This is a genomic window from Humibacter sp. RRB41 (genome assembly GCF_022761015.1).
Classification (GTDB): Bacteria; Actinomycetota; Actinomycetes; order Actinomycetales; family Microbacteriaceae; genus Humibacter.
Window position 1 is genome coordinate 16,978 of sequence record NZ_JAKWJQ010000004.1, and the last position, 21,823, is coordinate 38,800.

20 protein-coding genes are annotated in these 21,823 nt (G+C 68.6%); 8 read left to right on the top strand and 12 right to left on the bottom strand.

Features of this window, described 5'->3' with window-relative positions; genetic code table 11:
• Positions 1–24: 24 nt before the first annotated feature.
• The 3 genes from MJ603_RS11405 to MJ603_RS11415 are packed head-to-tail and all read right to left on the bottom strand — an operon-like array spanning position 25 to position 1,790.
• Positions 25–453, bottom strand: coding sequence for a pyridoxamine 5'-phosphate oxidase family protein (locus tag MJ603_RS11405; RefSeq protein WP_243063853.1), 429 nt, complete (start codon positions 451–453; stop codon positions 25–27).
• A gap of 39 nt (positions 454–492) precedes the next feature.
• The gene (locus MJ603_RS11410; protein ID WP_243063854.1) at positions 493–1,410 is read right to left on the bottom strand and encodes a phosphotransferase; all 918 of its coding nucleotides are present in this window, start codon (positions 1,408–1,410) and stop codon (positions 493–495) included.
• Complete coding sequence (locus tag MJ603_RS11415) at positions 1,407–1,790, bottom strand: DUF2255 family protein (protein WP_243063855.1); 384 nt, start codon at positions 1,788–1,790, stop codon at positions 1,407–1,409. The genes MJ603_RS11410 and MJ603_RS11415 overlap by 4 nt, the downstream gene beginning before the upstream one ends.
• A 65-nt stretch (positions 1,791–1,855) precedes the next feature.
• Here MJ603_RS11415 and MJ603_RS11420 point away from each other — a divergent pair, with 65 nt between their 5' ends.
• Together MJ603_RS11420 and MJ603_RS11425 are read left to right on the top strand one after the other, a co-directional pair.
• Positions 1,856–2,503, top strand: coding sequence for a hypothetical protein (locus MJ603_RS11420; protein WP_243063856.1), 648 nt, complete (start codon positions 1,856–1,858; stop codon positions 2,501–2,503).
• A gap of 24 nt (positions 2,504–2,527) precedes the next feature.
• Positions 2,528–4,756 (top strand): MMPL family transporter, encoded by a 2,229-nt coding sequence (locus tag MJ603_RS11425; protein ID WP_243063857.1) that lies wholly within the window; start codon positions 2,528–2,530, stop codon positions 4,754–4,756.
• 3 nt (positions 4,757–4,759) lie between these two features.
• On the opposite strand, the gene MJ603_RS11430 is transcribed toward MJ603_RS11425, so the two are convergent.
• Together MJ603_RS11430 and MJ603_RS11435 are read right to left on the bottom strand one after the other, a co-directional pair.
• Positions 4,760–5,665, bottom strand: a complete 906-nt coding sequence (locus tag MJ603_RS11430; RefSeq protein ID WP_243063858.1) for a DMT family transporter — start codon at positions 5,663–5,665, stop codon at positions 4,760–4,762.
• 101 nt (positions 5,666–5,766) lie between these two features.
• Complete coding sequence (locus MJ603_RS11435; RefSeq protein WP_243063859.1) at positions 5,767–6,387, bottom strand: LysE/ArgO family amino acid transporter; 621 nt, start codon at positions 6,385–6,387, stop codon at positions 5,767–5,769.
• 71 nt (positions 6,388–6,458) lie between these two features.
• Between MJ603_RS11435 and MJ603_RS11440 the strand changes: the two genes are divergently transcribed.
• Both MJ603_RS11440 and MJ603_RS11445 read left to right on the top strand, forming a co-directional pair.
• Positions 6,459–7,343 (top strand): LysR family transcriptional regulator ArgP, encoded by an 885-nt coding sequence (locus MJ603_RS11440; protein WP_243063860.1) that lies wholly within the window; start codon positions 6,459–6,461, stop codon positions 7,341–7,343.
• Between the two features lie 51 nt (positions 7,344–7,394).
• A complete protein-coding gene (locus MJ603_RS11445; protein ID WP_243063861.1) occupies positions 7,395–8,258 on the top strand; it encodes an LLM class F420-dependent oxidoreductase in 864 nt (287 codons plus the stop codon).
• Here the strand turns inward: MJ603_RS11445 and MJ603_RS11450 are convergent.
• Both MJ603_RS11450 and MJ603_RS11455 read right to left on the bottom strand, forming a co-directional pair.
• Entirely contained in the window at positions 8,239–8,679 is a 441-nt protein-coding gene (locus MJ603_RS11450; protein ID WP_243063862.1) for a nitroreductase family deazaflavin-dependent oxidoreductase, read from the bottom strand. The genes MJ603_RS11445 and MJ603_RS11450 overlap by 20 nt on opposite strands.
• Positions 8,680–8,876: 197 nt before the next feature.
• A complete protein-coding gene (locus tag MJ603_RS11455; RefSeq protein ID WP_243063863.1) occupies positions 8,877–10,016 on the bottom strand; it encodes an endo-1,4-beta-xylanase in 1,140 nt (379 codons plus the stop codon).
• 138 nt (positions 10,017–10,154) lie between these two features.
• On the opposite strand from MJ603_RS11455, the gene MJ603_RS11460 reads away from it, so the two are divergent.
• Positions 10,155–11,162, top strand: a complete 1,008-nt coding sequence (locus MJ603_RS11460; protein WP_243063864.1) for a TIGR03557 family F420-dependent LLM class oxidoreductase — start codon at positions 10,155–10,157, stop codon at positions 11,160–11,162.
• Positions 11,159–12,655: a coenzyme F420-0:L-glutamate ligase gene (cofE, locus tag MJ603_RS18780; protein WP_308220593.1), complete on the top strand. Its 1,497-nt coding sequence runs from the start codon at positions 11,159–11,161 to the stop codon at positions 12,653–12,655. The genes MJ603_RS11460 and cofE overlap by 4 nt, the downstream gene beginning before the upstream one ends.
• Here cofE and MJ603_RS11475 read toward each other — a convergent pair.
• The 5 genes from MJ603_RS11475 to cofD form a co-directional block, all read right to left on the bottom strand.
• Positions 12,652–13,455, bottom strand: a complete 804-nt coding sequence (locus MJ603_RS11475) for an LLM class F420-dependent oxidoreductase (protein WP_243063865.1) — start codon at positions 13,453–13,455, stop codon at positions 12,652–12,654. The two genes, cofE and MJ603_RS11475, sit on opposite strands and share 4 nt — an antisense overlap.
• Before the next feature lie 65 nt (positions 13,456–13,520).
• Positions 13,521–13,961, bottom strand: a complete 441-nt coding sequence (locus tag MJ603_RS11480) for a pyridoxamine 5'-phosphate oxidase family protein (protein ID WP_243063866.1) — start codon at positions 13,959–13,961, stop codon at positions 13,521–13,523.
• A gap of 225 nt (positions 13,962–14,186) precedes the next feature.
• Entirely contained in the window at positions 14,187–15,656 is a 1,470-nt protein-coding gene (locus MJ603_RS11485; RefSeq protein ID WP_243063867.1) for an NAD(P)/FAD-dependent oxidoreductase, read from the bottom strand.
• A complete protein-coding gene (locus tag MJ603_RS11490) occupies positions 15,653–18,175 on the bottom strand; it encodes a bifunctional FO biosynthesis protein CofGH (RefSeq protein WP_243063868.1) in 2,523 nt (840 codons plus the stop codon). The genes MJ603_RS11485 and MJ603_RS11490 overlap by 4 nt, the downstream gene beginning before the upstream one ends.
• Before the next feature lie 145 nt (positions 18,176–18,320).
• The gene (gene cofD, locus MJ603_RS11495) at positions 18,321–19,325 is read right to left on the bottom strand and encodes a 2-phospho-L-lactate transferase (RefSeq protein WP_243063869.1); all 1,005 of its coding nucleotides are present in this window, start codon (positions 19,323–19,325) and stop codon (positions 18,321–18,323) included.
• Positions 19,326–19,405: 80 nt separating this feature from the next.
• On the opposite strand from cofD, the gene MJ603_RS11500 reads away from it, so the two are divergent.
• Complete coding sequence (locus tag MJ603_RS11500; RefSeq protein ID WP_243063870.1) at positions 19,406–19,915, top strand: nitroreductase family deazaflavin-dependent oxidoreductase; 510 nt, start codon at positions 19,406–19,408, stop codon at positions 19,913–19,915.
• Positions 19,916–19,996: 81 nt separating this feature from the next.
• Positions 19,997–21,823, top strand: coding sequence for a cytochrome c biogenesis protein DipZ (locus tag MJ603_RS11505; RefSeq protein WP_243063871.1), 1,827 nt, complete (start codon positions 19,997–19,999; stop codon positions 21,821–21,823).

Sequence of the window (21,823 nt, forward strand, 5' to 3'; positions counted from 1 at the left end):
GATGTTCGAAAGCCTAGGCGGGATTCAGACCAGCCCGTAAGCCTTGTGCACGTCGAACTGGTAGATCAGGCGGCCCTCGCGCACCATCGCGGCGAGGAAGTCGGACTCGCTCAGCTCCTCGCCGTTCCACACGAGATCGCCGGTCGGCCTGCTCTGCATCGCACGGAAGAGGCGCACGCTCTGCTCAGGGGCATCCGCGCCGTCGAGAAGCGTGACCCCCGTTTCGAGGGTGAGGAACCGGTACTGGCCGTCGAACACGAACAGCGTGCTGCGCGGGTCGCGGCGCAGCCGTTTCGTGCGCGTGCGGTCAGCCGTGCCGCTGCTCCAGAGGTGTCCGTCGACGGCCACCACGCCGACTCGAACTGCCTTGGGCATGCCGTCGCGACCGATCGTGATCATCGCCGCTGAGCGGGTCGAGTCGAGAAAGGCGCGTTGCTCTTCGGTGAGGTCCATGCGCCGACGCTAGCCGGAGCGACCGACGTGCGTCGTGTGTCAGATGCGCTCGGCGATCCCGGATGCCATGATCCGCTCCAGCGTGCTCCTCCCGAGCGCGCTCATCGTCACGTTGCTCTGGCGGTAGTACCAGACGAGTCCCATCGCCTGTACGAACGCCCATGCAGCGCCGCGCGCCCACTCGACGTCGTCCGATCCGAGAGCGCGGCGCAGTTCGCGGCGCGGCACCTCATCGAACACGTGCCAGGCGACGACGAGGTCGAGTGCTGGGTCTGCCGGCCCGAAGCCGCCGACATCGAGCACGCCGACCAGGCGGCCGTGCCCCTCGAGCAGGTTGGCCGGAATCAGGTCGGTGTGCGACATGACGTCGGGGGAGTGGCGGGGCAGTTCTCGGAACGTCGCCCATGCCCGTGCGAGTGCGTCGACGTCGAGGAGACCTGCGCTGTTGTCGAGGCAGATGCGCACCCAATCGTCGTGCGCACGCAGATCACCGCCGCGACCTCTGCCCGAGAAGACGCGACCGGCGACCGGGGTGGCACGCAGCTCGAGGATGAACGCGGCGATCTCGAGAGCGAATTCCGTCGAGTCCGCGAGGCTGTCGGGCGTGACGGGGGTTCCGTTCAGCCAGGTGGACAAGGACCAGGGGCCGGGGTAGTCGTGTCCCGGCTCTCCGATGGCCGCCACGACGGGCGTCGGAACGTTCGTGGCCGAGGCGAGCTCCCTCGCGGCAGCCGCCTCGATCTCGAGCTCGCGACGTGCGGCATCCGCATCGTCGACGACCAGCGGGAAGCGTGCCGCGAGCCGCTCCCCGACCCTGAAGATCGCGTTCACAGTGCCGGAGGTCGACAGGGCGGCGACGTACTCGTGCGACCAGTGCGGGAACTGCTCGGCGATGAGCGCGCGAACGACATCGACGGTGACGGCCAGCTGGCCGTCGTGCATCGGCGCCTGATTCACGCCGGAATGAGCCGCAACGTCGCCCCGTGCGACAGGTCGTCGACCACCGGGTCCACGTACTCCTTGGGGTATTTGCCGTCGTATTTGGCGTGGTACGCGGCGTCGATGGCGGCGTGGTCAGCGTCGGCGGAGGCATCCTCGAACGCGACGTCGCGTGCGACGTCTCCGATCGCGACGTGCCCGCCGCCCGCGGCGACGGCGCGCTTGTACCAGCGATTCGTCGAGCCGTGGGCGGATCGCACGAAGACGTCGTCGCCGGCGCGCACGATCCAAATGGTCGCGGATGTGCTCAGCGACCCGTCCGATCCCCTGGATGCCAGCACCACCTCGTCGTTTTCGCCGATGGTCCGCAGTTCCGCTTCGCTCCACCTCGAGGTCATGTTCGCCAGGCTACTTCGATGTGCCGGTTTCGATGTGAGGATTTCGATGTGCCAGTGTGGTGCACATGGCACTGCTGCATCACGCGCAACTGACTCCGTCGAAGCTCGAGCTGGTGGCCGGCTGGCTGCCGTCGCAGCCCTTCTACCCGGCGGATGCCTCAGGCTCCGAACTGAAGCGCGTCGCGTCGTTCCGGTTCGATGACCCGGCGGGCGAGGTCGGCATCGAGACGCTGCTCGTCGATGGCGGAGGCACGACGCTGCAGGTCCCGCTGACCTATCGCGGATCGCCGCTGGAGGGCGCGAACGACTCACTCCTCGGCACCATGGAGCACAGCGTGCTCGGCACCCGGTGGGTCTACGACGGCGCGGGAGATCCGGTCTTCGTCGCCGAACTGGCGCGCATCGTGCTCACGGGCGGCACGGAGGTGGAGCAGCACTACGAAGAGAACGGTGTCACCGTGCCCAAGGCCGGTGACGCGCAGGTGCGGGGCAGCGGACATCCGGATGCCGATGTGCCGGCGATCGCACACGACCCCGGTTCGCTGGCACGCAGCAGCGACTGGGCAACGACGACCGTTGCCGCTGACGGGGTCGAGGCGCGGATCGTGCGCGTGATCGGCGCGTCGGAGACCGCGCCCGGCGACGGCGAGACTTTGACCGGTGACTGGACGGGGACGACGGATGCCGTACTCGCGGTCGTGCGCCGAGCGTAGACCGAGCGAAGCACCGGAGGAGCCTTGACGCAGCCGAGCACAGCCCGACGCGTCGGGCCGATCGGACGGCTGGGCGCGAGTGCCGCGAGGCATCCGTGGATCACACTCGGCGTCTGGCTGACCGTCGTCGCCGCTGCTGTCGCGACCGCGCTGGGTGGGCTTGGTGGACAAAGGCTGTTCGACCGTCTCGGCGGATCCGTTCCCAGTGTGAACGGCGAGAGTTCGATTGGTGCCGACAAGCTCGGGTCCGGCTCGGCCGGCACGAGTGTCACGCTGCTCGTGCACGGCGTCGAGCCGTCGGATGCCGAGTTGGTCGCCCGCACGACCGAGCTCGCCACCGACCTGGCCGCGCTGCCGAAGACGACGGTCGCCGACCCGCTGGCAGTGCCGGGCGGTGTCGAGAATCCGCAGGTCGGGGCGCTGGTGGCGAAGGACGGTGATGGCATCCTGATCACGGCCACCGTGCAGGGTGCGAACGGTCACGCGGCCTCTCAGTCCACCGTCGACCGGGTGCAGACGCAGATGGATGCCGCGCGCGACGATCTTCGCTCCGCTCACCCGCACGCGACGGTGGAGGTCGGCAGCACCAGGCTTCTGACCGATTCGCTGCAGAGCATCTCCGAGAACGACCTGCGACGTGGCGAGACCGTCGCGCTGCCGATCGCTCTGCTCGTGATGCTGGTCGTGTTCGGCGGATTCATCGCAGCCGGACTGCCGCTGATCGGTGCCGGAGCATCCATCGTCACGTCGCTGGGTGTGCTGCTGGGCTTCACCTATCTGACGGACATCGCCAACACCGTGATCAACGTGATCACGGCCGTCGGACTCGGGCTCTCGATCGACTACGGCCTGCTCGTCGTCAGCAGGTTCAGGGAGGAGTATCGCGCCGCGGCGGAGCGAGGGCAGGAGGGACGCGCCGTGCGGCTCGCCGCAGTGGGAGCCGCGCTTGATCGCGCTGGACGAACGGTGCTGTTCTCGGGCACGACGTTCGCGATCGCCTGCCTCGGACTGCTCGTGTTCGAGCCGTCGTTCGTGCGTGCCGTGGGCATCGCGGCGATCGCGGTCACCGTGGTGGGCATCCTCTCGGCGCTCACACTCATTCCGGCGATCATCGGGCTCTCCGGCGACCGGCTGCTTCGCCCCGGCGCGCTGACCAGGCTGCCCTGGCTCGGCAAATACATCGTGCGGTTCGGCGATGTCGCGCCCGAAGAAGGCGTGTTCTCCCGCCTCACCAGGCGGGTGCAGCGGCATCCTGCCTGGGTCACACTCGGCTGCGTCGTGGTGCTGCTCCTGTTGGCCAGCCCGATCGCCTCACTCACCCTTGCGAACACGAGCATCGACGCGGTGCCGCGGGCATCGAGCCAGTACACGTTCGAGACCACGCTCACCGACGAGTTCCCGGATGCCGCACCCGCCCGCATCCAGCTCGTCACGACATCGCGGGCACGCCTCGTCGACTGGTCGGAGCACGTCAGGAAGCTCGACCATGTCGAGTCCGTGCAGGATCCGCAGCAGTCGGCTCACGCCTGGAGCGCCCGCGTGAACGTCGACCCGCGCGACGGCGTCGGCGTCGTGGGCGAGATCCGCAGTGATCCACCCGCGTTCGCCCATTGGGTCACCGGTGTGGATGCGAGCACCGTCGACCTGGCCGACTCGCTCGCCAGGGGCGCGCCGTTGGCGATCCTGATCGTCGCGATCGGCACGATCGTGCTGCTGTTCCTGATGACCGGGTCGATCGTGGTGCCGCTCAAGGCGCTCGTGGCCAGTGCGCTTTCACTCGGGGCATCCCTCGGCCTGTTGGTGTGGGGCTTCCAGGACGGTGCGTTCGCCGGCGTGCTCGGCTTCGACGCCGACCGCGTCTACGGAGTCGACGTGATCGTGCTGCTGCTCGCCCTCGCCTTCGGGTTCGGTCTCGCGATGGACTACGAGATGTTCATCCTGAGCCGTATCAAGGAGCGAGTGGATGCCGGCACGCCGGGACGCGAGGCGATCGCACTCGGTCTGCAGCGGTCCGGTCGCATCATCACGTCAGCAGCCCTGATCATCATCGTGGTGTTCGCGGGCTTCGCCACCGGCGACCTCGTGCTCATCAAACAGCTCGGCGTCGCGCTGGCGTTCGCCGTGCTGATCGACGCGACCCTGGTGCGTTGCCTTCTGGTTCCGGCGTTCATGACGTGGCAGGAGCGCATCATGTGGTGGGCTCCTCGCTGGGCGAAGCGACTGCACGCGAAGATCGGCATCGCGGAGGACTGAGCGTCACCCGGTCGCCAACGCAAGCAGTGCGGTGGCCACGAGGGCGAGCCCGACTCCTGATGCCTGTACCGGCGACATCCGCTCCTTCAGCACGATGCGGGCGAGCACGATCGTCGCCAGCGGGTAGATGCCGATGATGACGGACACCACCGCCAGATCGCCGTGCTGCAGGGCGATGACGAGCAGCGCGTTCGACGCGCCGAGAAGAATGCCGCCGACGAGCATCATCGTCAGCGCGGTGCGTCTCGGCACGTCGCTCGAATGGGACTCCTCGGCATCCACTTCGAGCGTGGCGAGGCTCGTGCGCACGCGGGTGCTGAGCGCGGCGACTCCGACCAGGGCGAGCATGATCACGACACCGACCGCCAGCTCGACGAAGGCCGGCGTGAGCCCGGAATCCTTGGGTGCGTAGTCCAGGGCGGTGATCGAGAGGCCCAGCACGACGCCGGAGATGATCGCGATGATCACCGTGCGCGGTGCGATGCGTGCGTGCTGCTGCGAGCGCTGCAGCGAGATGAGCAGCGCGCTGATCACGGCGAGAGCGATCGCGACCCAGGCCACCGGCGGCAGACTGTCTCCGCGCGCGATCGCGACGCACACGGGCACCACAGCCTCGAGCACCGAGATGAGCGGTGACACCAGGCTCATCGGGCCGACCGCCATGCCCGCGTAGAACCCGATGAAGCCGATGATCGCGCAGACGCCAGCCACCGCGCCCCAGAACACGGCGCCGCCTGCCCAGGTGCCGCTGACGAACAGCAGGCCGATACCGACCGCGATCGTCGCGAAGACGTAGACGAGAGTCGTGGTGCGGATGACGCCGAGCTTCGCCGCCGCACGCGCGGCGAAGAAGTCGGAGAACCCGTAAGAGAGCGACGACAGAAGGGCGAGTGCGATGCTGAACAGCATCGGATATCACGTCATTTCACTGAAGTGGACTGATCGGCGTCAGCATATCCGTAGCGGGCGACGGGGACGCAGCGTCGCATGAGTCCTCGGAACGCCCTGCGTCACGGATGCGTGAGCGCCTCGACCGCCAGCGTGACCGCGATCGCGAACATCGTCAGCGCGATGAGCACGTCGAGCACTCGCCACGCGACGGGGGAGCGGAAGAGGGGGCGGAGCATCCTGGCGCCGAAACCGAGGGCTGTGAACCAGACGGCACTGGCGAGGGCGGCGCCGAGCGCGAACCACCAGCGGTTGTCTCCATATCCGTTGCCCACAGTTCCCATCAGCACGACGGTGTCGAGGTAGACGTGCGGGTTCAGCCACGTGAACGCGAGGCACGCGGCCAGGGTTGCGGCGAGCCCTGCCGGGCCGGCACCGGATGCCGGGTCGAGCTCCCCAGGGCGGAACGCCCGCCTCACGGCGAGAACGCCGTACACGAGGAGGAAGGCGACCCCGGCCCACCTGATCGCCGCGATCACCCACGGTGCAGCAAGCACCAGGAATCCGATGCCCGCGATGCCCGCGCAGATCAGCAGCGCGTCAGTACCCGCGCAGACGATCACGATCGGCAGCACGTGCTCCCTGCGCAAGCCCTGCCGCAGCACGAAGGCGTTCTGGGCTCCGATCGCCACGATCAGCGACAGGCTGAAGCCGAATCCGGCGAGCACGGTCGAGAAGGGCACGGCATCAAACTAAGGTCACGACACAATGAAGTACAGCTTCAGTTTCTAATGCAGCATTAGCATCACTGTTGATGGATCTCGACCTCGCCCAGCTCCGCGCGCTGGATGCCGCCGTGACACACGGCACACTGGATGCCGCTGCCCGCACCCTGCACATCACGCCGTCCGCCGTGAGCCAGCGCATCCGCGCGCTCGAGGCATCCCTCGGCAGGGTGCTGCTCGTGCGCTCGAAACCGGTGACCGTCACCGAGGCCGGCGCCGTCGCGCTGCGCGTCGCGCGGCAGATCGACGCGCTGGCGGGCACGCTGTCGCACGAACTCGCGATCGATGCAGACGGTGCGAATTCCGTCGGCGGTGCACGTAGGAGCATCCCGCTGGCCGTGAACGCCGACTCGCTCGCCACGTGGGTGCTCCCTGCCCTCGCACCTCTGGAGGGCCTCGACTTCGAGTTCCACCGCGAGGACCAGGAGCACACCACCTCGTACCTTCGCGAAGGTGCCGTGATGGCGGCGATCACCTCGGATGCCACGCCGGTGCAGGGCTGCACCGTCGAACCGCTCTGCGTGGCCAGGTATCTGCCGTGCGGGGCCACGGACTTCGCCGCGACCTGGTTCCCGCGCGGTGTGACGCGGGCTGCGCTCGCGGTGGCGCCGCACGTGGACTTCGACCGCAAAGACGAGTTGCAGCGCCGCTACCTCGCCGCACGAGGGGCGGGAGACGCGACGCCGCCTCGCAACCAGGTGCCGGCATCCGCCGACTTCGTCTCCGCCGTGCGGCTCGGCTTCGGGTGGGGGATGCTCCCCACCTGGCAGCTGCGCGACGCCGGCGACGAGGTGGTCGCGCTCGATACGCGGGGAATCGACGTTCCGCTCTACTGGCAGCAGTGGAACCTGCGCAGCGAATCCCTCGACCGGGTGCGCGAGGCGATCGTCACCGCGGCGGCCGCGCTCGGGTGAACACTCCGTTCGAGGCAGCCGGAGCCGGGCAGCACGGCCAGAATGATGGACATGCCTGAATCGACCACACCCCCACTCGGCGAACTCGGCGTCTGGCGCCGTGGTCCCGACATCGATGTCGCGCTCGCGGCCCGGCTGGATGCTCTCGGCTACGGCGCGCTCTGGATCGGCAGCTCGCCTGCTGCCGACCTCGAACAGGCGGAGTCGCTGATCGCCGGCACGACGTCGATCACTGTCGCCACCGGCATCGTCAACATCTGGACGGCGGATGCCGCCGAGCTCGCCGCCTCGTTCCACCGCATCGAATCGCGTCACCCCGGCAGGCTTCTGCTGGGCATCGGAGTTGGGCATCCTGAGGCGCAGGGCGAGCGAGCGAGAGCTCCGTACTCGGCCATGGTGGACTACCTCGACGTTCTCGACGACGCAGGCGTACCACGATCGTCGGTCGTGCTCGCTGCCCTCGGGCCACGGATGCTCAGGCTCGCCCGCGATCGCACGGCCGGCGCGCATCCGTACCTCGTCACCGCCGGGTACACCCGTCAGGCGCGAGAAGCACTCGGCTCGGGTCCGCTCCTGGCACCGGAGCAACGAGTCGTGCTGCGTTCCGACGCGGCAGAGGCACGGGCGGTCGGGAGGCCGTCCCTCGCCAACTACCTGACGATGTCGAACTACCTGCACAACTTCGAGCGCCTGGGCTTCGGCGGCGACGACTTCACGGAAGGAGGAAGCGATCCGCTCGTCGACACGCTCGTCGTCTACGGCACGGACGCCGCAGTCGCCGCGGGACTGCGTGCCCACCTCGACGCGGGCGCCGACCACGTCGCCGCACAACTCGTCACGGCGCCAGGAGACGACACGAACGAGCAGTACGCGCGACTCGCCAGAGCCTTCGGACTCAGCCCTCGAGGGGCGTGAGCACGAACACCGGGATCTGACGGTCGGTCTTCGTCTGGTACTCCGCGTAGGCGGGCCAGACCTCGACCGCGCGCTCCCACCAGGCATCCCGCTCGGCGCCCTCTGCGACGTGCGCGACGTAGTCGTGACGTTCTGCGCCGTCCTGCAGCTCGACGTTCGGGTTCCGCACCACGTTGTGATACCAGGCGGGATGCTCGGGCGCTCCGCCCTTCGACGCCACGACCGCGTACTCCCCGTCGTGCTCGACTCGCATCACGGGAATCTTGCGCAGCACGCCCTCCGACTTCGCGGCCATGGTGACGACCACGACCGGCACGCCGCGCAGCGTGTTCGCCTCACGGCCGTCGGATGCCTCGAACCCGCGCACCTGCGTCGTCGCCCAATCGGCCGTTCCCGGCTCCCATTCACCCTCAAGAGGCATGACGCCATCCTTTCTGCACCTTGGCCGAGGAACTCCACTGCGTGCAGCGGATCCGGCGTGCGAGCCACGTTAGCGGCGCGTCCCCGCGGTCGCCGCGCCGCTCCATCCCTGATTGCGCCAGGTCCGCACTGTTGCGCCAACGTTTCCGGCGCAATTGTGCGGACCCGGCGCGGTAGGAGCGCTACCCGCCCGCGGGGTCAGTATCGCGAACGAGCCGCGGACCCCGTTGCCAGTTCGAGGTCCTGCTGCAGGGTCGTGTACTGCGGCTTCGGCTGGAAGTCGTTGTAGATGTCGGCAGCGCCTTCCCCGGCGAAGGTGCTCGGCACCCACGAGAATTGGTCGTCGAAGCCCCACACCGTGTATGAGATGCATCGCGACACCTGCAGGCACGCCTGCAACGACAAGGAGTAGTCGGCATTCTGTGCGGTCTGCTCGACGGCCGTCACCGGAAGGGTCGTGCGCACGTCGGCTTCGGTGATCGCCACGTCGAATCCGGCCGCGGCGAACCGCTGGAGATTGTTCAACAGGTCGGGCTGCCCGTATTGCGTGTCGAGGTGGGTCTCGAAACCGACGCCGTTGATCGGTACGTGCTTCGCCTTGAGCTGCTGCACGAAGCTGAGAGCAGCGTTGCTCTTCGTACCGGTGTATTCGAGGTTGTAGTCGTTGAGGAACAGCTTCGCCTTCGGATCGGCCTGGTGTGCCCAGATGAAGGCATCCGTGATGTAGGCGGCGCCGAGCTTCTGGTACCAGATGTTGTTCACGAACGAGCCGTCCTCGTTGAACGGCTCGTTGACGACGTCCCACTGCCAGATCTTGCCTTTGAAGTGGGAGACCTCGCTGATGACGTGCTGCTTCAGGATGGCCTTCACCTGGTCGGCTGAAAGAGACGCCGATTCCGCGGTGAACCACGCGGGCTGCTGGTTCTCCCATACCAGGTTGTGACCGCGCACGAGCTGTCCGTGCGCTTCGGCGAACGCGATGAGCTTGTCGGCGGGGGCGTAGTTGTACTGGCCCTGCTCCGGCTCGATCGTGTCCCACTTCATGACGTTCTCGGCCGTGACGGTCGAGAACTGCTGAGCGGTGATCGAGTCGTAGGTGGAACTGGACGCCAGTTCGTCGGCGTTCACGGCCGTTCCGATGCGCAGGCCCACCTTTGCGCCGAGGGCGCGCAGAGAGTCGGCAGGGACGGCGGAACCCGACGTCGTGTGGCTCGTGGCGGAACTCGTCGCGGCGGTCAGTGGATGGCTCGGCTGTGCGAAGGCGATGGCCGGGATCATGGCGAGTGCCGCCGTGGCGGCGACCGTCGAAGCGACCATTCGGGCGCGGGGGATTCTCACTTTTCGCTACTCCTTTGTGCGATGGAGGGGGACGCCGCAGTTATCGAAAGTGTTTCGATATGCCTGTGGTGTCTGCAGACTAAATGCGGGGAGATCGCGCTGTCAACGCACCAGGGGCCGGGTCGGCAGAATGGAGGCATGGCTACGCGTGAACTCCAGGTCGGATACGCCGCGATGCTCGAGCAGTTCGCACCCATCGAGGTCGTCGAACTGAGCGCGCACGCCGAGAAGAACGGCTTCAGCGGGGTGATGGCCGCCGACCACTTCCAGCCGTGGGTGCCCGTGCAGGGCCAGGCGTCCTTCGTATGGAACGTGCTCACCGCGATCGGCGAGCGCACCAAGGGCGACTTCGGCCCCGGCGTGACCACGCCGAGTTTTCGGTTTCATCCGGCGATCGTCGCACAGGCATCCGCGACGCTCGCCGCCATGTATCCGGGGCGCCACTGGCTGGGGCTCGGGTCGGGCGAGGCGCTCAACGAGCACATCGTCGGCGGGTATTGGCCTGAGGCGCCCGAGCGCATCAACCGCATGTTCGAGGCCATCGACATCATCAAGAAGCTGTTCTCGGCATCGCTCGCCGGCAAGGATGCCAAGCACTCCGGCCAGTTCTTCAAGCTCGAGTCCACTCGGCTGTGGACGATGCCGGAACAGGCGCCCGAGATCCTGATCGCCACCGCCGGTCCCGTCACCGCCAAGCGTGCAGGGCAGAGCGTCGACGGGCTCATCACCGTCGGTGCGCCCCTGGAGAAGATCAGCGGACTGTTCGTCAAGTTCGATGACGGTCAGCGCGAGGCAGGCAAGAACCCGGAGAACGCGCCCCGGCTGCTGCAGTTGCACCTGAGCTGGGCGCCGACCGACGAGGAGGCGATGGCGAACGCGATGCACGAATGGCCGAACGGCGGCATGAAGTTCCCGAAGGCAGACATCCGCTCGCCGTTCGAGTTCGAGCAGATCGCGAAGATGGTGCGGCCAGAGGACTTCGAGGGCCGCATGGTCATCTCCAGCGACCCCGACGTGCACCGCGCGGCCATCCAGCGCTACGTCGATCTCGGTTTCGATCGCGTCTACCTGCACAACGTCGGCCGCAACCAGCGGGAGTGGATCGAGGTCTTCGGGCGCGACGTGCTGCCCAAACTGCATCGATGAGTTCGCCCATCACCGCCTGGGCGGTGCCCGGCATCGGTGAGATCACGCCGGGCGACGACCTGGCCGCCATCATCGGCGACGCGCTCGAAACGGATGCCGCCTCGCACCCCGAGAAAACAGTGGCCGCCGGCGACATCCTCGTGGTCACCAGCAAGATCGTGTCGAAGGCCGAGGGGCGCATCGTGGCCGCGGTCGACCGTGAGCAGGCCATCACTGACGAGACCGTGCGGGTCGTCGCCACGCGCGCTTACGACGGCGGCGTGACCCGCATCGTCGAGAACCGCCAGGGCGTCGTCGGCGCCGCCGCCGGCGTGGACGCCAGCAATGTCGCCGACGGCCACGTTCTGCTGCTGCCCCAGGATCCGGATGCCTCCGCCGCAGCTCTGACCGCGGCGTTCCGCGACCGCTTCGGTGTTCCGATCGGCGTGATCGTCAGCGACACCCTCGGTCGCGCGTGGCGTCTCGGCCAGACGGACATCGCGATCGGCGCTGCCGGCCTGCTGGTCGTCGACGACCTTCGCGGCCAGATGGATGCCACCGGCAAGCCGCTCGCGGTCACCCAGCCGGCGGTCGGCGACGAGCTCGCGGCGCTCGGCGACCTCGTGAAGGGCAAGGCGAGCGGATGCCCCGTCGCCGTGGTGCGCGGGGCCGCTCGCTTCGTCACGCGCAGCTCCCTGAGCGAGCCAAGCGAGTCGAACGGGGTTGCACCTGAACCCTTCACGACAGCCCGCTCACTCGCGCGCACCGGCCCGACCGACATGTTCCGGCTCGGCACCGATGAGGCTCTGGCCGAGGGATACCGTCGCGGACTCGCCGCTGGGCTCGCGCTCGCCGCCGGTGCGCCGCCGCGCTGGTCGATCGTGATCCCGTTCAAGGGCGGAGTGAGCGCGAAGTCGCGGTTCGCGAGTGCGTTCGGAGCCGACCGCCAGAGGATCGCGCTCGCCTTCCTGCGCGACACGGTTGCAGCGGTCGCAGACGTCGACGCGGTCGACCGCGTGATCATCGTGTCGGCCGAGCCGCTGCTGCATGAGGCGTTGCTGCCGTTCGAGGTGGAGGTGGTCGCCGACCCCGGCGGCGGTCTCAACGCGGCGGTCGCGGCGGGTGTCGCCCGCGCGCAGAACCTCGCGCCAGAGTCGTTCGCGGCGGTGCTGGTCGGCGACTTGCCGGCGCTCAAGGGCGCGGACCTCGCGGCCGCGTTGGACCTCGCGGTGGAGGCGGCGAGGGGCGGGCATCCGCTGGGTTTCGTCGCAGACAGAGACGGCACGGGCACGACCGCCGTCATGGCGGCGCCCGGCGTGACAGCGTCGACCAGGTTCGGCCCGGGCTCGCGGCAATCTCACACAGCGGCCGGGTTCGTCGAGCTGGCCGTACCGGATGCCTCGAGCCTGCACCTCGACATCGACGACGCGCCGACGCTCGACGGTGTTCTCGATCTGGTCGGCCCGCTGACGCGCGCGGAGCTCGCCCGTATCGCGGAGCGCCGCGAGCGTTAGCCGTTGACGGTGTCGCGCCACGACAGCAAACGGCGCACGGCCTCCCAGTCGTAGTGCGGCGCGGTGATCTGCGTGGTGAAGAGACGGGCGCCGAGCCCGTAGAGCTCATCCCACTGTTCGTTCGACTGCCCGCGATCGGGCTCGACCGAGACGGTGATCTCGCTCGGATCGCGCTCGACGCGCTCGCACCACGTGCTCAGCACGTCGAGTTTGCGTCGCAGTTCGGCGGCATCCGAGAAGCTGTGCCAGACATCCGCGTGCTCGGCGACGATGCGCAGGGTCTTGCGCTCGCCGCCACCGCCGATCAGCACAGGGATGTCGCGCGTCGGCGCCGGGTTCAACAAGCCCCAGCGGCGACGGATGCGCGGCAGCGCCTCGGCGAGATCGTCGAGGCGCGAGCCGACGGTACCGAAGTCGTAGCCGTACTCGTCGTAGTCGTGGCGTGCCCAGCCGGACCCGATGCCGAACACGAGCCGCCCCTCACCGCCCTTGGCGCTGATGTGGTCGACGGTGCGGGCCATGTCGGCGAGCAGGTCCGGATTGCGGTAGCTGTTGCACGTGACGAGCGGCCCGAACTGGATGCGCTCGGTCTGCTCCGCCCACGCCGCGAGCATCGTCCACCCCTCGAAGTGCAGGCCGTTGCGATCGCCGGCGAGCGGGTAGAAATGGTCCCAGTTGAAGGCGATGTCGACTCCGAGCTCCTCGAGTCGCATCACCGTGTCGCGCAGCGTCTGGTACTCGGCGTGCTGCGGTGCGATCTGCACGCCTATGCGCACGGGCTGGTCGAGATCGAAGGGCATGGCTCTCCTCGGGGCATGGACGACGGGATGCTTCGACCGTATCCGGTCGCGCTCTGCACCGTCGGTCAGTGCCGGGCGCGCAGCTTCGCGACGGACGGCGGCACCCGGACGCCGTCGCGCACGTCGGGCGCAACGCTCGGCGTGACCGGCCGCTCGCCGAACCACGCGATGCCGGCCCAGGCATCCCCGGCGATATCGTCGTCTGGATCCTCCGACCACCCGTCCGAGATGCGCAGCGACCAGGTGTCGAGGGGCATGGCGAGCACGAGAGTTGCAGCCAGCTCCTTCTTCGTCGGTCGCCGTACCTCGGTGACGCGACCCGGCAGCAATCGCTCGGTGAGCGCGTCGAGAGCTTCGAGCTTCTCATCGCCTTCGAGGTGGTGGAACGTACCGAACACGATGGCGCTCCGGTAGGCGATCGACGATTCGAAGGCCGAACGCGCGACGACGACTCCGTCGACAGCGGTGATGGACACTGCGGCCGGCGCACCGGCGACGAGGCGCATCCAGCGCGATCCTGTCGAACCGTGCACGACGATGCCGTCGCCCGAGCGTGCGACGGCATCGGCAGCACGCCGGGCAGGCCGTCGTCGTCGACGTAGCCAACGTGCGCGACGGCCGTCGAATCCAGCAGCGCGTCGAGCTGCGAGCGGTCGTGCGACATGAGCTCGGGTATGCGCATCGGGTCGAGGCTGATCATGGGGTCAAGTGTCGCAGGGCCGACCCAGCTTCTACACCGCCGCCGGCACTCCGAACATCGCCGCATCGAACGTGCCGTTGCGCTCGCGGAACGTGTGAGCGTAGCCCGGCCAGAGCAGCGTGAGGCGACCGCTGCGGTCGTCCACGTACCAGCTGCTGCAACCGCTCAGCCACACGCTGTCGGCGGCGGCGGCATCCAGAGCGGCGACGTAGTCGTCCTCGGCCTGCTGAGGGATGTCGAGCGGGGCATCCGCGCCGTCGAGGTGCTCGAGTGCGCCGAGCACGTACTCCAGTTGCGTCTCGATCATGTAGACGGCCGAGTTGTGTCCCAGGCTCGCGTTGGGCCCGTCGAGCACGAAGAGGTTCGGGAATCCGTGCACCACCGTCGAGGCGTAGGCGCGCATGCCCTGCGCCCAGTGTTCGGCGAGACGGATGCCGTCCCTCCCGGTCACGAGTTCCGCGAACGGCGGCCTGGTTGCATGGAAACCCGTCGCGAACACGAGCACATCGAGGTCGTGATGTTCTCCCGATGCGGCCACCGCGCTCGTGCCCTGCAACCGGTCGAGCGCGCTGGTCTCGAGGGTCACGTTCGCGCGCTGCAGCGCGGGATAGAAGTCATCGGAGAGCAGCACCCGCTTGCAGCCGATCTCGTAGTCCGGGGTGAGCGCGGCGCGCAGCGACGGATCGGCGACCTGCGCGCGCAGGTGGCCGGCGGCGCGGTCCCGGAGCGCGCCGATCGCCTCCGGAACGCCGAGCCTTGCGGGGAAGCCTGCCTCCGCATCCCAGAACATCCGGTCGCGAAGGTCATCGCGCTCGGCCGGGTCGGCCAGGGCGTCCCGCTCCTGTGCCGTGTACGCGCGGTCGCCACGCGGCACCACGTAGGGCGCAGAGCGCTGGAACACGGTGACGTGCGAGGCCATGCGCGCCAGCTCGGGCAGCACCTGCACTGCGGATGCCCCGGTGCCGACCAGTCCGACCCGCACGCCCTCGAGATCCAGGCCCGCATCCCACCCGGCCGTGTGCAGCACGGCGCCCGGAAAGTCATCGAGCCCGTCGACCGAGGAGATGCGCGGCTCGCTCAGGCGGCCGACCGCGCTCACGAGAACCTTCGCCCGGTACTGTGCGACGGGAGTGGCGACCAGCCAGCGGGCGGCATCCTCGTCCCAACGGGCATCCGTCACAGGCTCGCCGAAGCGCAGGTGCGGCAGGATGCCCTCCTCGCGCGCAGCCTCGCGCAGGTACTCCTGCAGTTCGGAGCCGCTGGGGTAGATGTGCGTCCAGTCCGGCTTGGTGCGGAACGAGAACGAGTACAGGTGCGACGGGATGTCGCACGCCACGCCTGGATACACGTTGTCGCGCCACGTGCCGCCGACGTCAGCGGCACGCTCGAGGATCAGGAACGACCCGCGACGCGGATTCTTCGCTGCTTGCCGCTTCAGACGAATGCCCATGCCGAGCCCCGCGAATCCGGCGCCGACGATGAGCGTGTCGACCTCGATCATCCGCCGACTCGCCCGTAGGTCGTCGTGCGCTGCACCAGCGGTCGTCCCACCTCGTCGGCGATGCGCTGCATGTCTGCCACGGTGAGCACGCGGCCCTGCTCGGGCCCCGCCCACGGTGCGACTTCGCCATCGATCAGCACGCCGCCGAGGTCGTCGACGCCGCCCGCGAGCACGAGACGGGTGCCCCGGAAGCCGAGCTTGGTCCACGCGGCCTGCACATGGTCGATGGTCCCGGCGAGCATCAGCCTGGAGACCGCGTGCACGGCGAGCGACTCCCGTATGGCCGGACCGGGTCGCGCACCCTCCACCGTCACCGGCGAATCCTGCGGCACGAACGGCATCGCGATGAACTCGGTGAAACCGCCGGTGCGACGCTGCAGCTCGGCGAGCATCCGCAGGTGTGCCACCTGGTCGTCCGGCGTCTCGATGTGGCCGTAGACCATCGTCGCCGTGGATCGCAGCCCCGCGCCATGTGCGGCCTCGACCGTGGCGACCCAGCCCGACACCGAAAGCTCAGTGCCGCCGGACAGGATGCCCCGAATGCGGTCGTCGAGAATCCTCGCGCCTGTTCCCGGTACGGTTCCCACACCGGCATCGCGCAGTGCGTCGAGATATTCCGGCAGCGGCATGTTCATCCGGCGGGCGCCGTCCAGCAGCTCGAGCGGCCGGTAGGCGTGCACGTGCAGCTGCGGCTGGTGGGCGTGGATCGCCCGCACGAGGTCGAAATAGGCGGATGCCTCCAGCCCGTCCTCGATGCGCCCCTGCACGCAGACCTCGGTCGCGCCCAGCTCGGCAGCCTCGTCTGCGATGGCCGTAACAAGATCGAACGTGAGCTCGCCCTTCGGCAGGGTCTTGCCGAGTAGTGACGAGTCGATATTGCGGTTGACGACGTGCGTGATCTCCTCGCCGACGAGGTCTCGCCGCACATCGTCGGCGAGCGCGGTGAGGTCCTCCAGCTCGGCGCCGTCGGAGGCCAGCAGCGCGACGTAGTCGGCGTCGTCCAGTCCTGCGGGGTCGCGGCGTGCGGCGCCGATGAGTGCGTCGACACTCCCACCCGCTGCAGTTTGGGCAGCCACGCGGGTCATCGGCGCGCGCGGTTCGCCCAAACCACCGCGGATACCGACCGGCGCGGTGCCGCCGCCCGCGGTGCCGCCGCCCGCGGTGCCGCCGGACGCGGTGCCGCCGGACGGCTCGAGCGACCACGGTCGACCGACGACCGGAGCGGACTCGTCAGCGAGGCCGTAGTCATCCGCCAGGGCGTTCAGGTGCGGCTGTACGGCCGGATCGATCCACGGCTCACCCTCGCGCACGAAGTGCGGGTGGGCGGTGAGTCGCTCGTGCAGCCGGTAGCCGGCGATCCCGGTGAGACGTGCGAGCTCGTCGATCTGCGGCCACGGCCGCTCCGGATTCACGTGGTCGGGGGTGAGGGGGCTGACCCCGCCCCAATCGTCGATGCCCGCGCGGATCAACAGAGCCAGCTCGTCGTGGTCCGTGAGATTCGGGGGAGCCTGCACTCGGGCATCCGCCCCCAGCACGAGTCGCGTGACGGCGACGGCTGCGGCGTACTCGTCTGCCGCGAGATCGTCACGGTGCATCATCGCGGTGGCGTACTTCGCGCGGAAGTTCTGCACGATGACTTCCTGCACGTGCCCCCAGCGCTCGTGCACGTCGCGCAGCGCATACATCGCGTCGACGCGATCGGAAACCGTCTCGCCGATGCCCAGCAGCACGCCGGTCGTGAACGGGATCTGCGAGCGCCCGGCGTCGTCGATCACCCGAAGACGAACCGCGGGATCCTTGTCGGGGGATGCGAAGTGCGGCTGCCCCTTCTCGCTCCACAGCTTCACCGATGTCGTCTCGAGCATCATGCCCATCGACGGCGCGACGGGCTTCAGCCGCTGCAACTCTGCCCAGGTCATCACGCCGGGGTTCAGGTGGGGGAGCAGCCCGGTTTCCTCCAGCACGCGGATCGCCATCGCCCGCATGTACTCCAGCGTCGACGCGTAGCCATGCTCGGCAAGCCACTCGCGGGCGACGGCCCAGCGGTTCTCAGGCCGGTCGCCGAGCGTGAAGAGCGCCTCCTTGCATCCCATCGCGGCGCCCTGCCTGGCGATCTCGAGCACCTCATCCTCGGAGAGGAACGGCGAGATGCCCGCCTTCGCGAGCTTGCCCGGCGTCTGCACGAAGATGCAGTAGTGGCAGCGGTCCTGACACAGGTGCGTGAGCGGGATGAACACCTTGCGCGAATAGGTGATCACGCCGGGCCGGCCGGCGTGTTCGAGTCCTTCGTCACGCAGCCTGCCTGCGGTCTCGAGCAGCACATCGAGGTCGTCGCCCCGCGCGTAGAGCAGCGTCTGTGCGTCAGCGTGGTCGAGACGGATGCCAGCGCGCGCGTTTTCGAGCGCCTCCCGCATGCGCTCCGGTGCGGGGCGGAACGTGTCGGTCTCTGCTGCGACGCGTGGAGCGGATGCCCCGTCGCGCGCAGAGACATCGGTGACGGACAGGAGTCTGGCTGGCACGGGCATCCTCTGCTGAAGGTGGCGTCGCAGAAACGAACGCCGAACGGCGGACAAAGCAGGAATGCGGCCCAAATCCAGGCCATACAGCGGACTCGTGTTTCAGCCTAGCGACGCTGCCGCACCTCCGTCGCCGCACCCTGCTCGATCAGCGCGACGGTGGCGAAACCAGCGAAATCGCCGCCTCCGCCATCGCCGCGGTGGCGGGCACGTCGCGCATCCACAGCGGCACAGCGCGGGCGACGAGGCCGGCGTCGGTGAGCTGGGAGACGGCATCCGCGTCCTCCTCTGCGACGAGCCAACCGTCGAGCAGCCCGCCGCCGGACCTCGCCCCGTAGTGCAGCCCGACGGCGGCGGCACCGGTTTCGACGCCGATCACGGTGAGGCAGGCATCCGCCATGCCGCGCACCGCGGCGCCGCCGATGATCGGGGAGATCCCGACGACGCGTGCGGACGTCTCCCGCACCGCATCACCAATGCCAGGCACGTTCAGAATCGTGCCGATCGAGACGACGGGGTTCGACGGCGGGATCACGACGAGGTCGGCATCCCCGATCGCCTCGAGCACGCCGGGAGCGGCGCTCGCCGATTCGAGTCCGACCTGCACGAATTCCGTCGCAGGAACCCCGGCGCGATACCGCACCCACCATTCCTCGAAGTGGATGAGTGAACCAGCCTCGTGCTCGTCTGCCGCATCACGTAGCCGCACGTGCGTCTCCACCGGCTGGTCGCTCATCGGCAACAGGCGTGCGCCGGGCTGCCACCGCCCGGAGAGGAACTCGGTCGCCTCACCGAGCGTGGCGCCGTTGCGGAGCAGTTCGGTGCGCACGATGTGCGTCGCCAGGTCGAGGTCGCCGAGGGTGAACCAGTCCCAACCCTTGCCGTACGCCGCGATCTCGGCCGACGTTCGGCGCGTCTCATCCGGCCGCCCCCAGCCTTGTTCTTCGTTGATGCCGCCGCCGAGCGTGTACATCACGGTGTCGAGGTCCGGGCAGACGCGCAGACCGTTCAGCCACATGTCGTCTCCGGTGTTGACGACGACCGTGACGTCAGCGCCGGGATGCGCGTCGGCGAGCAGGGCGAGCAGCCCACGGGTGAAGCGGGCGCCGCCGACGCCTCCGGCCAGCACGGTCACGCGATGCAGTTGGGTCATGCGACAAGTCAAGCGTGTGGCGCGCATCCGTGCCGAATCGCGCCCACACGTGTGGGCGCCCGAGGGGCCAGAATCGAGCCATGCCTTCGCTCCTGCGCACCGTTCGAGGCTCCGTCGCCTGGTTCTCCCGCACGAAGTTCTTTCGCGCGGTGGGGCCGACCGTGATGCCGCCGCTCGAGCGCGGCATCGCGTTCGTCACGCGCGGCCGCGTGCAGATGAGCGGACTGCTGGTGCCGTCGCTGGTGCTGCGCACGATCGGCGCGAAGAGCGGCCTCGAGCGAGAGACGGCCTTGATGTACTGCCCGGAACCCGGCAAACGGATGCTCGTGACCGGCAGCAACTTCGCCCGCGACGCGCATCCGGCCTGGACGTCCAACCTGATCGCCCACCCCGACGCGGTGGCGGTGGTGCGCGGCAAGCCGATTCCCGTGCGCGCCCAGCTGATCGGAGACGACGAGCGAGAGGCGGTCTGGGCGTACATCGAACACCAGTGGCCGGGCTACCGCGGCTACGAGCGGGCGAGCGGCAGGGTGCTGCGCATCTTCCGCCTGGTGCCGACCCCGGCGGTGGCGTCCCCGCTGGTCGAGTAGCGAGATCGCTCGACAGGCGAAATGCTGTGAACACCGTCGCCGCAGGCTCCAGCCCGGGGACGCGTCGATACCGTGACAGGCGTGACGTTGCTCCTCATCGGCCTGCTCGGCGGGTTCATCACGGGGATCTCGCCGTGCATCCTGCCGGTGCTGCCGGTGATCTTCCTCTCCGGCGGCGTGCAGAGCGCTCGGCCGGAGTTCTCGAAGGACCCGGTGAACGCGCTGCGCGAGAAGGTCGGCGCGGGCATCCCATCGGCCGTCGCGAGGCGCGCGGCCACTGCGACGCTGCCACAACCCGACCTTCCTGACGAGCCGCAGCTCATCCCGAGAAGCAGCGGCCTTCGCCCCTATCTCGTCATCCTCGGCCTCGTGCTGAGCTTCAGCGTCTTCACGCTGTTCGGCACCCTCATCATCCAGGCGTTGCACCTGCCGGACGACCTGATCCGCTGGATCGGCCTGATCGTGCTCGTCCTGCTCGGCATCGGGCTGATCGTTCCCCGTTTCGAGAGCATTCTCGAGAAGCCGTTCTCCTGGATTCCGCAGCGCGCCGTCGGCACCGACCGTGGCGGATTCGTCCTCGGGATCGTGCTCGGCGCCGTCTATGTGCCCTGCGCCGGGCCCGTGCTGGCCGCGATCACCGTCGCCGGAGCCACCGGCCGGATCGGGCTGCAGACCGTCGCGCTCACGCTGTCGTTCGCGATCGGCACGGCGATTCCGCTGCTCTTCTTCGCTCTCGCCGGCCGTCGGGTCGGCGAACGGCTGCGCTCGTTCCGCAAGCACCAGCGGGTCATCCGCACCGTCAGCGGTGTCGTGATGATCGCGCTCGCCGTGGCACTCACGTTCAACCTGACGGATGCCATCCAGCGCGCGATCCCCGACTACACGGCGGCGGTGAACAGCTTCATCGAGCACACGACGCCGCAGGGGCTGGCCGCTGGGGCGGGCGTCGCGGGCGCGTTGGCGAGCTGCCAGGCATCCGCATCGGAGAATCTGCAGAACTGCGGCGCCGCGCCGGCCTTCACAGGCATCCAGAGCTGGCAGAACACACCGAGCGACACACCGCTGACCCTGAAGGGTCTGCGCGGAAAGGTCGTGCTCGTCGACTTCTGGGCGTATTCGTGCATCAACTGCCAGCGCGAGATCGCCCACGTGGATGCCTGGTACAGCGCCTATCGCGACCTCGGCTTCGAGGTGGTCGGCGTGCACACCCCGGAGTACGCGTTCGAGCACGATCCGGCGAACGTGGCGTCTGGCGCGAAGCGTCTCGGCATTCAGTACCCGATCGCGATCGACAACGACTACGGCACCTGGAACGCCTACGGCAACAACTCCTGGCCGGCTGCATACCTCGTCGACGCCAAGGGGAACGTACGTCACGTGGCCATCGGCGAGGGGAACTACGGCGGCGAGGAGTCGCTGATCCGCCAGCTCATCACGAAGGCTCGCCCCGGTGTGACACTGCCGAAGGCGACGGATGTGCCCGACACGAGTCCGACGAACCCGAGCCAGACGCCCGAGACCTACCTCGGCACGCAGCGTGCCGAAGGCTACGCAGGACCCACCTCGTATGCGGACGGCACCCGCACGTTCGCCATGCCGAAGACCGTTCCACAGGACCGATACGGCCTCGGAGGCACGTGGACCCTCGCCGGCGAATCGATCACGGCGAAGGGCGGCTCGTCGATCACGCTCCACTACGACGCGTCGAAGGTGTACCTGGATGTCGGCGGCAGCGGCACCCTGACCGTCACGCAGGGCTCGACACCGTCAGCGACCAGCGCGACGACCTTCAAAGTCTCCGGTGCTCCCGACATCTACACGGTCGTGTCATCGTCGTCGCCCAAGCGCGGAACGGTGACGATCCAGCTCAGCCCCCGCCTGGCCGCCTACTCGTTCACCTTCGGGTGA

Excerpts from the sequence above, each read along its gene's own strand:
- MJ603_RS11405 (WP_243063853.1), bottom strand. The coding sequence starts at position 453 with ATGGACCTCACCGAAGAGCAACGCGCCTTTCTCGACTCGACCCGCTCA.
- MJ603_RS11415 (WP_243063855.1), bottom strand. The coding sequence starts at position 1,790 with ATGACCTCGAGGTGGAGCGAAGCGGAACTGCGGACCATCGGCGAAAAC.
- MJ603_RS11420 (WP_243063856.1), top strand. The coding sequence starts at position 1,856 with ATGGCACTGCTGCATCACGCGCAACTGACTCCGTCGAAGCTCGAGCTG.
- MJ603_RS11430 (WP_243063858.1), bottom strand. The coding sequence starts at position 5,665 with ATGCTGTTCAGCATCGCACTCGCCCTTCTGTCGTCGCTCTCTTACGGG.
- MJ603_RS11440 (WP_243063860.1), top strand. The coding sequence starts at position 6,459 with ATGGATCTCGACCTCGCCCAGCTCCGCGCGCTGGATGCCGCCGTGACA.
- MJ603_RS11445 (WP_243063861.1), top strand. The coding sequence starts at position 7,395 with ATGCCTGAATCGACCACACCCCCACTCGGCGAACTCGGCGTCTGGCGC.
- MJ603_RS11450 (WP_243063862.1), bottom strand. The coding sequence starts at position 8,679 with ATGCCTCTTGAGGGTGAATGGGAGCCGGGAACGGCCGATTGGGCGACG.
- MJ603_RS11460 (WP_243063864.1), top strand. The coding sequence starts at position 10,155 with ATGGCTACGCGTGAACTCCAGGTCGGATACGCCGCGATGCTCGAGCAG.
- cofE (WP_308220593.1), top strand. The coding sequence starts at position 11,159 with ATGAGTTCGCCCATCACCGCCTGGGCGGTGCCCGGCATCGGTGAGATC.
- MJ603_RS11475 (WP_243063865.1), bottom strand. The coding sequence starts at position 13,455 with ATGCCCTTCGATCTCGACCAGCCCGTGCGCATAGGCGTGCAGATCGCA.
- MJ603_RS11480 (WP_243063866.1), bottom strand. The coding sequence starts at position 13,961 with ATGCGCCTCGTCGCCGGTGCGCCGGCCGCAGTGTCCATCACCGCTGTC.
- MJ603_RS11485 (WP_243063867.1), bottom strand. The coding sequence starts at position 15,656 with ATGATCGAGGTCGACACGCTCATCGTCGGCGCCGGATTCGCGGGGCTC.
- cofD (WP_243063869.1), bottom strand. The coding sequence starts at position 19,325 with ATGACCCAACTGCATCGCGTGACCGTGCTGGCCGGAGGCGTCGGCGGC.
- MJ603_RS11500 (WP_243063870.1), top strand. The coding sequence starts at position 19,406 with ATGCCTTCGCTCCTGCGCACCGTTCGAGGCTCCGTCGCCTGGTTCTCC.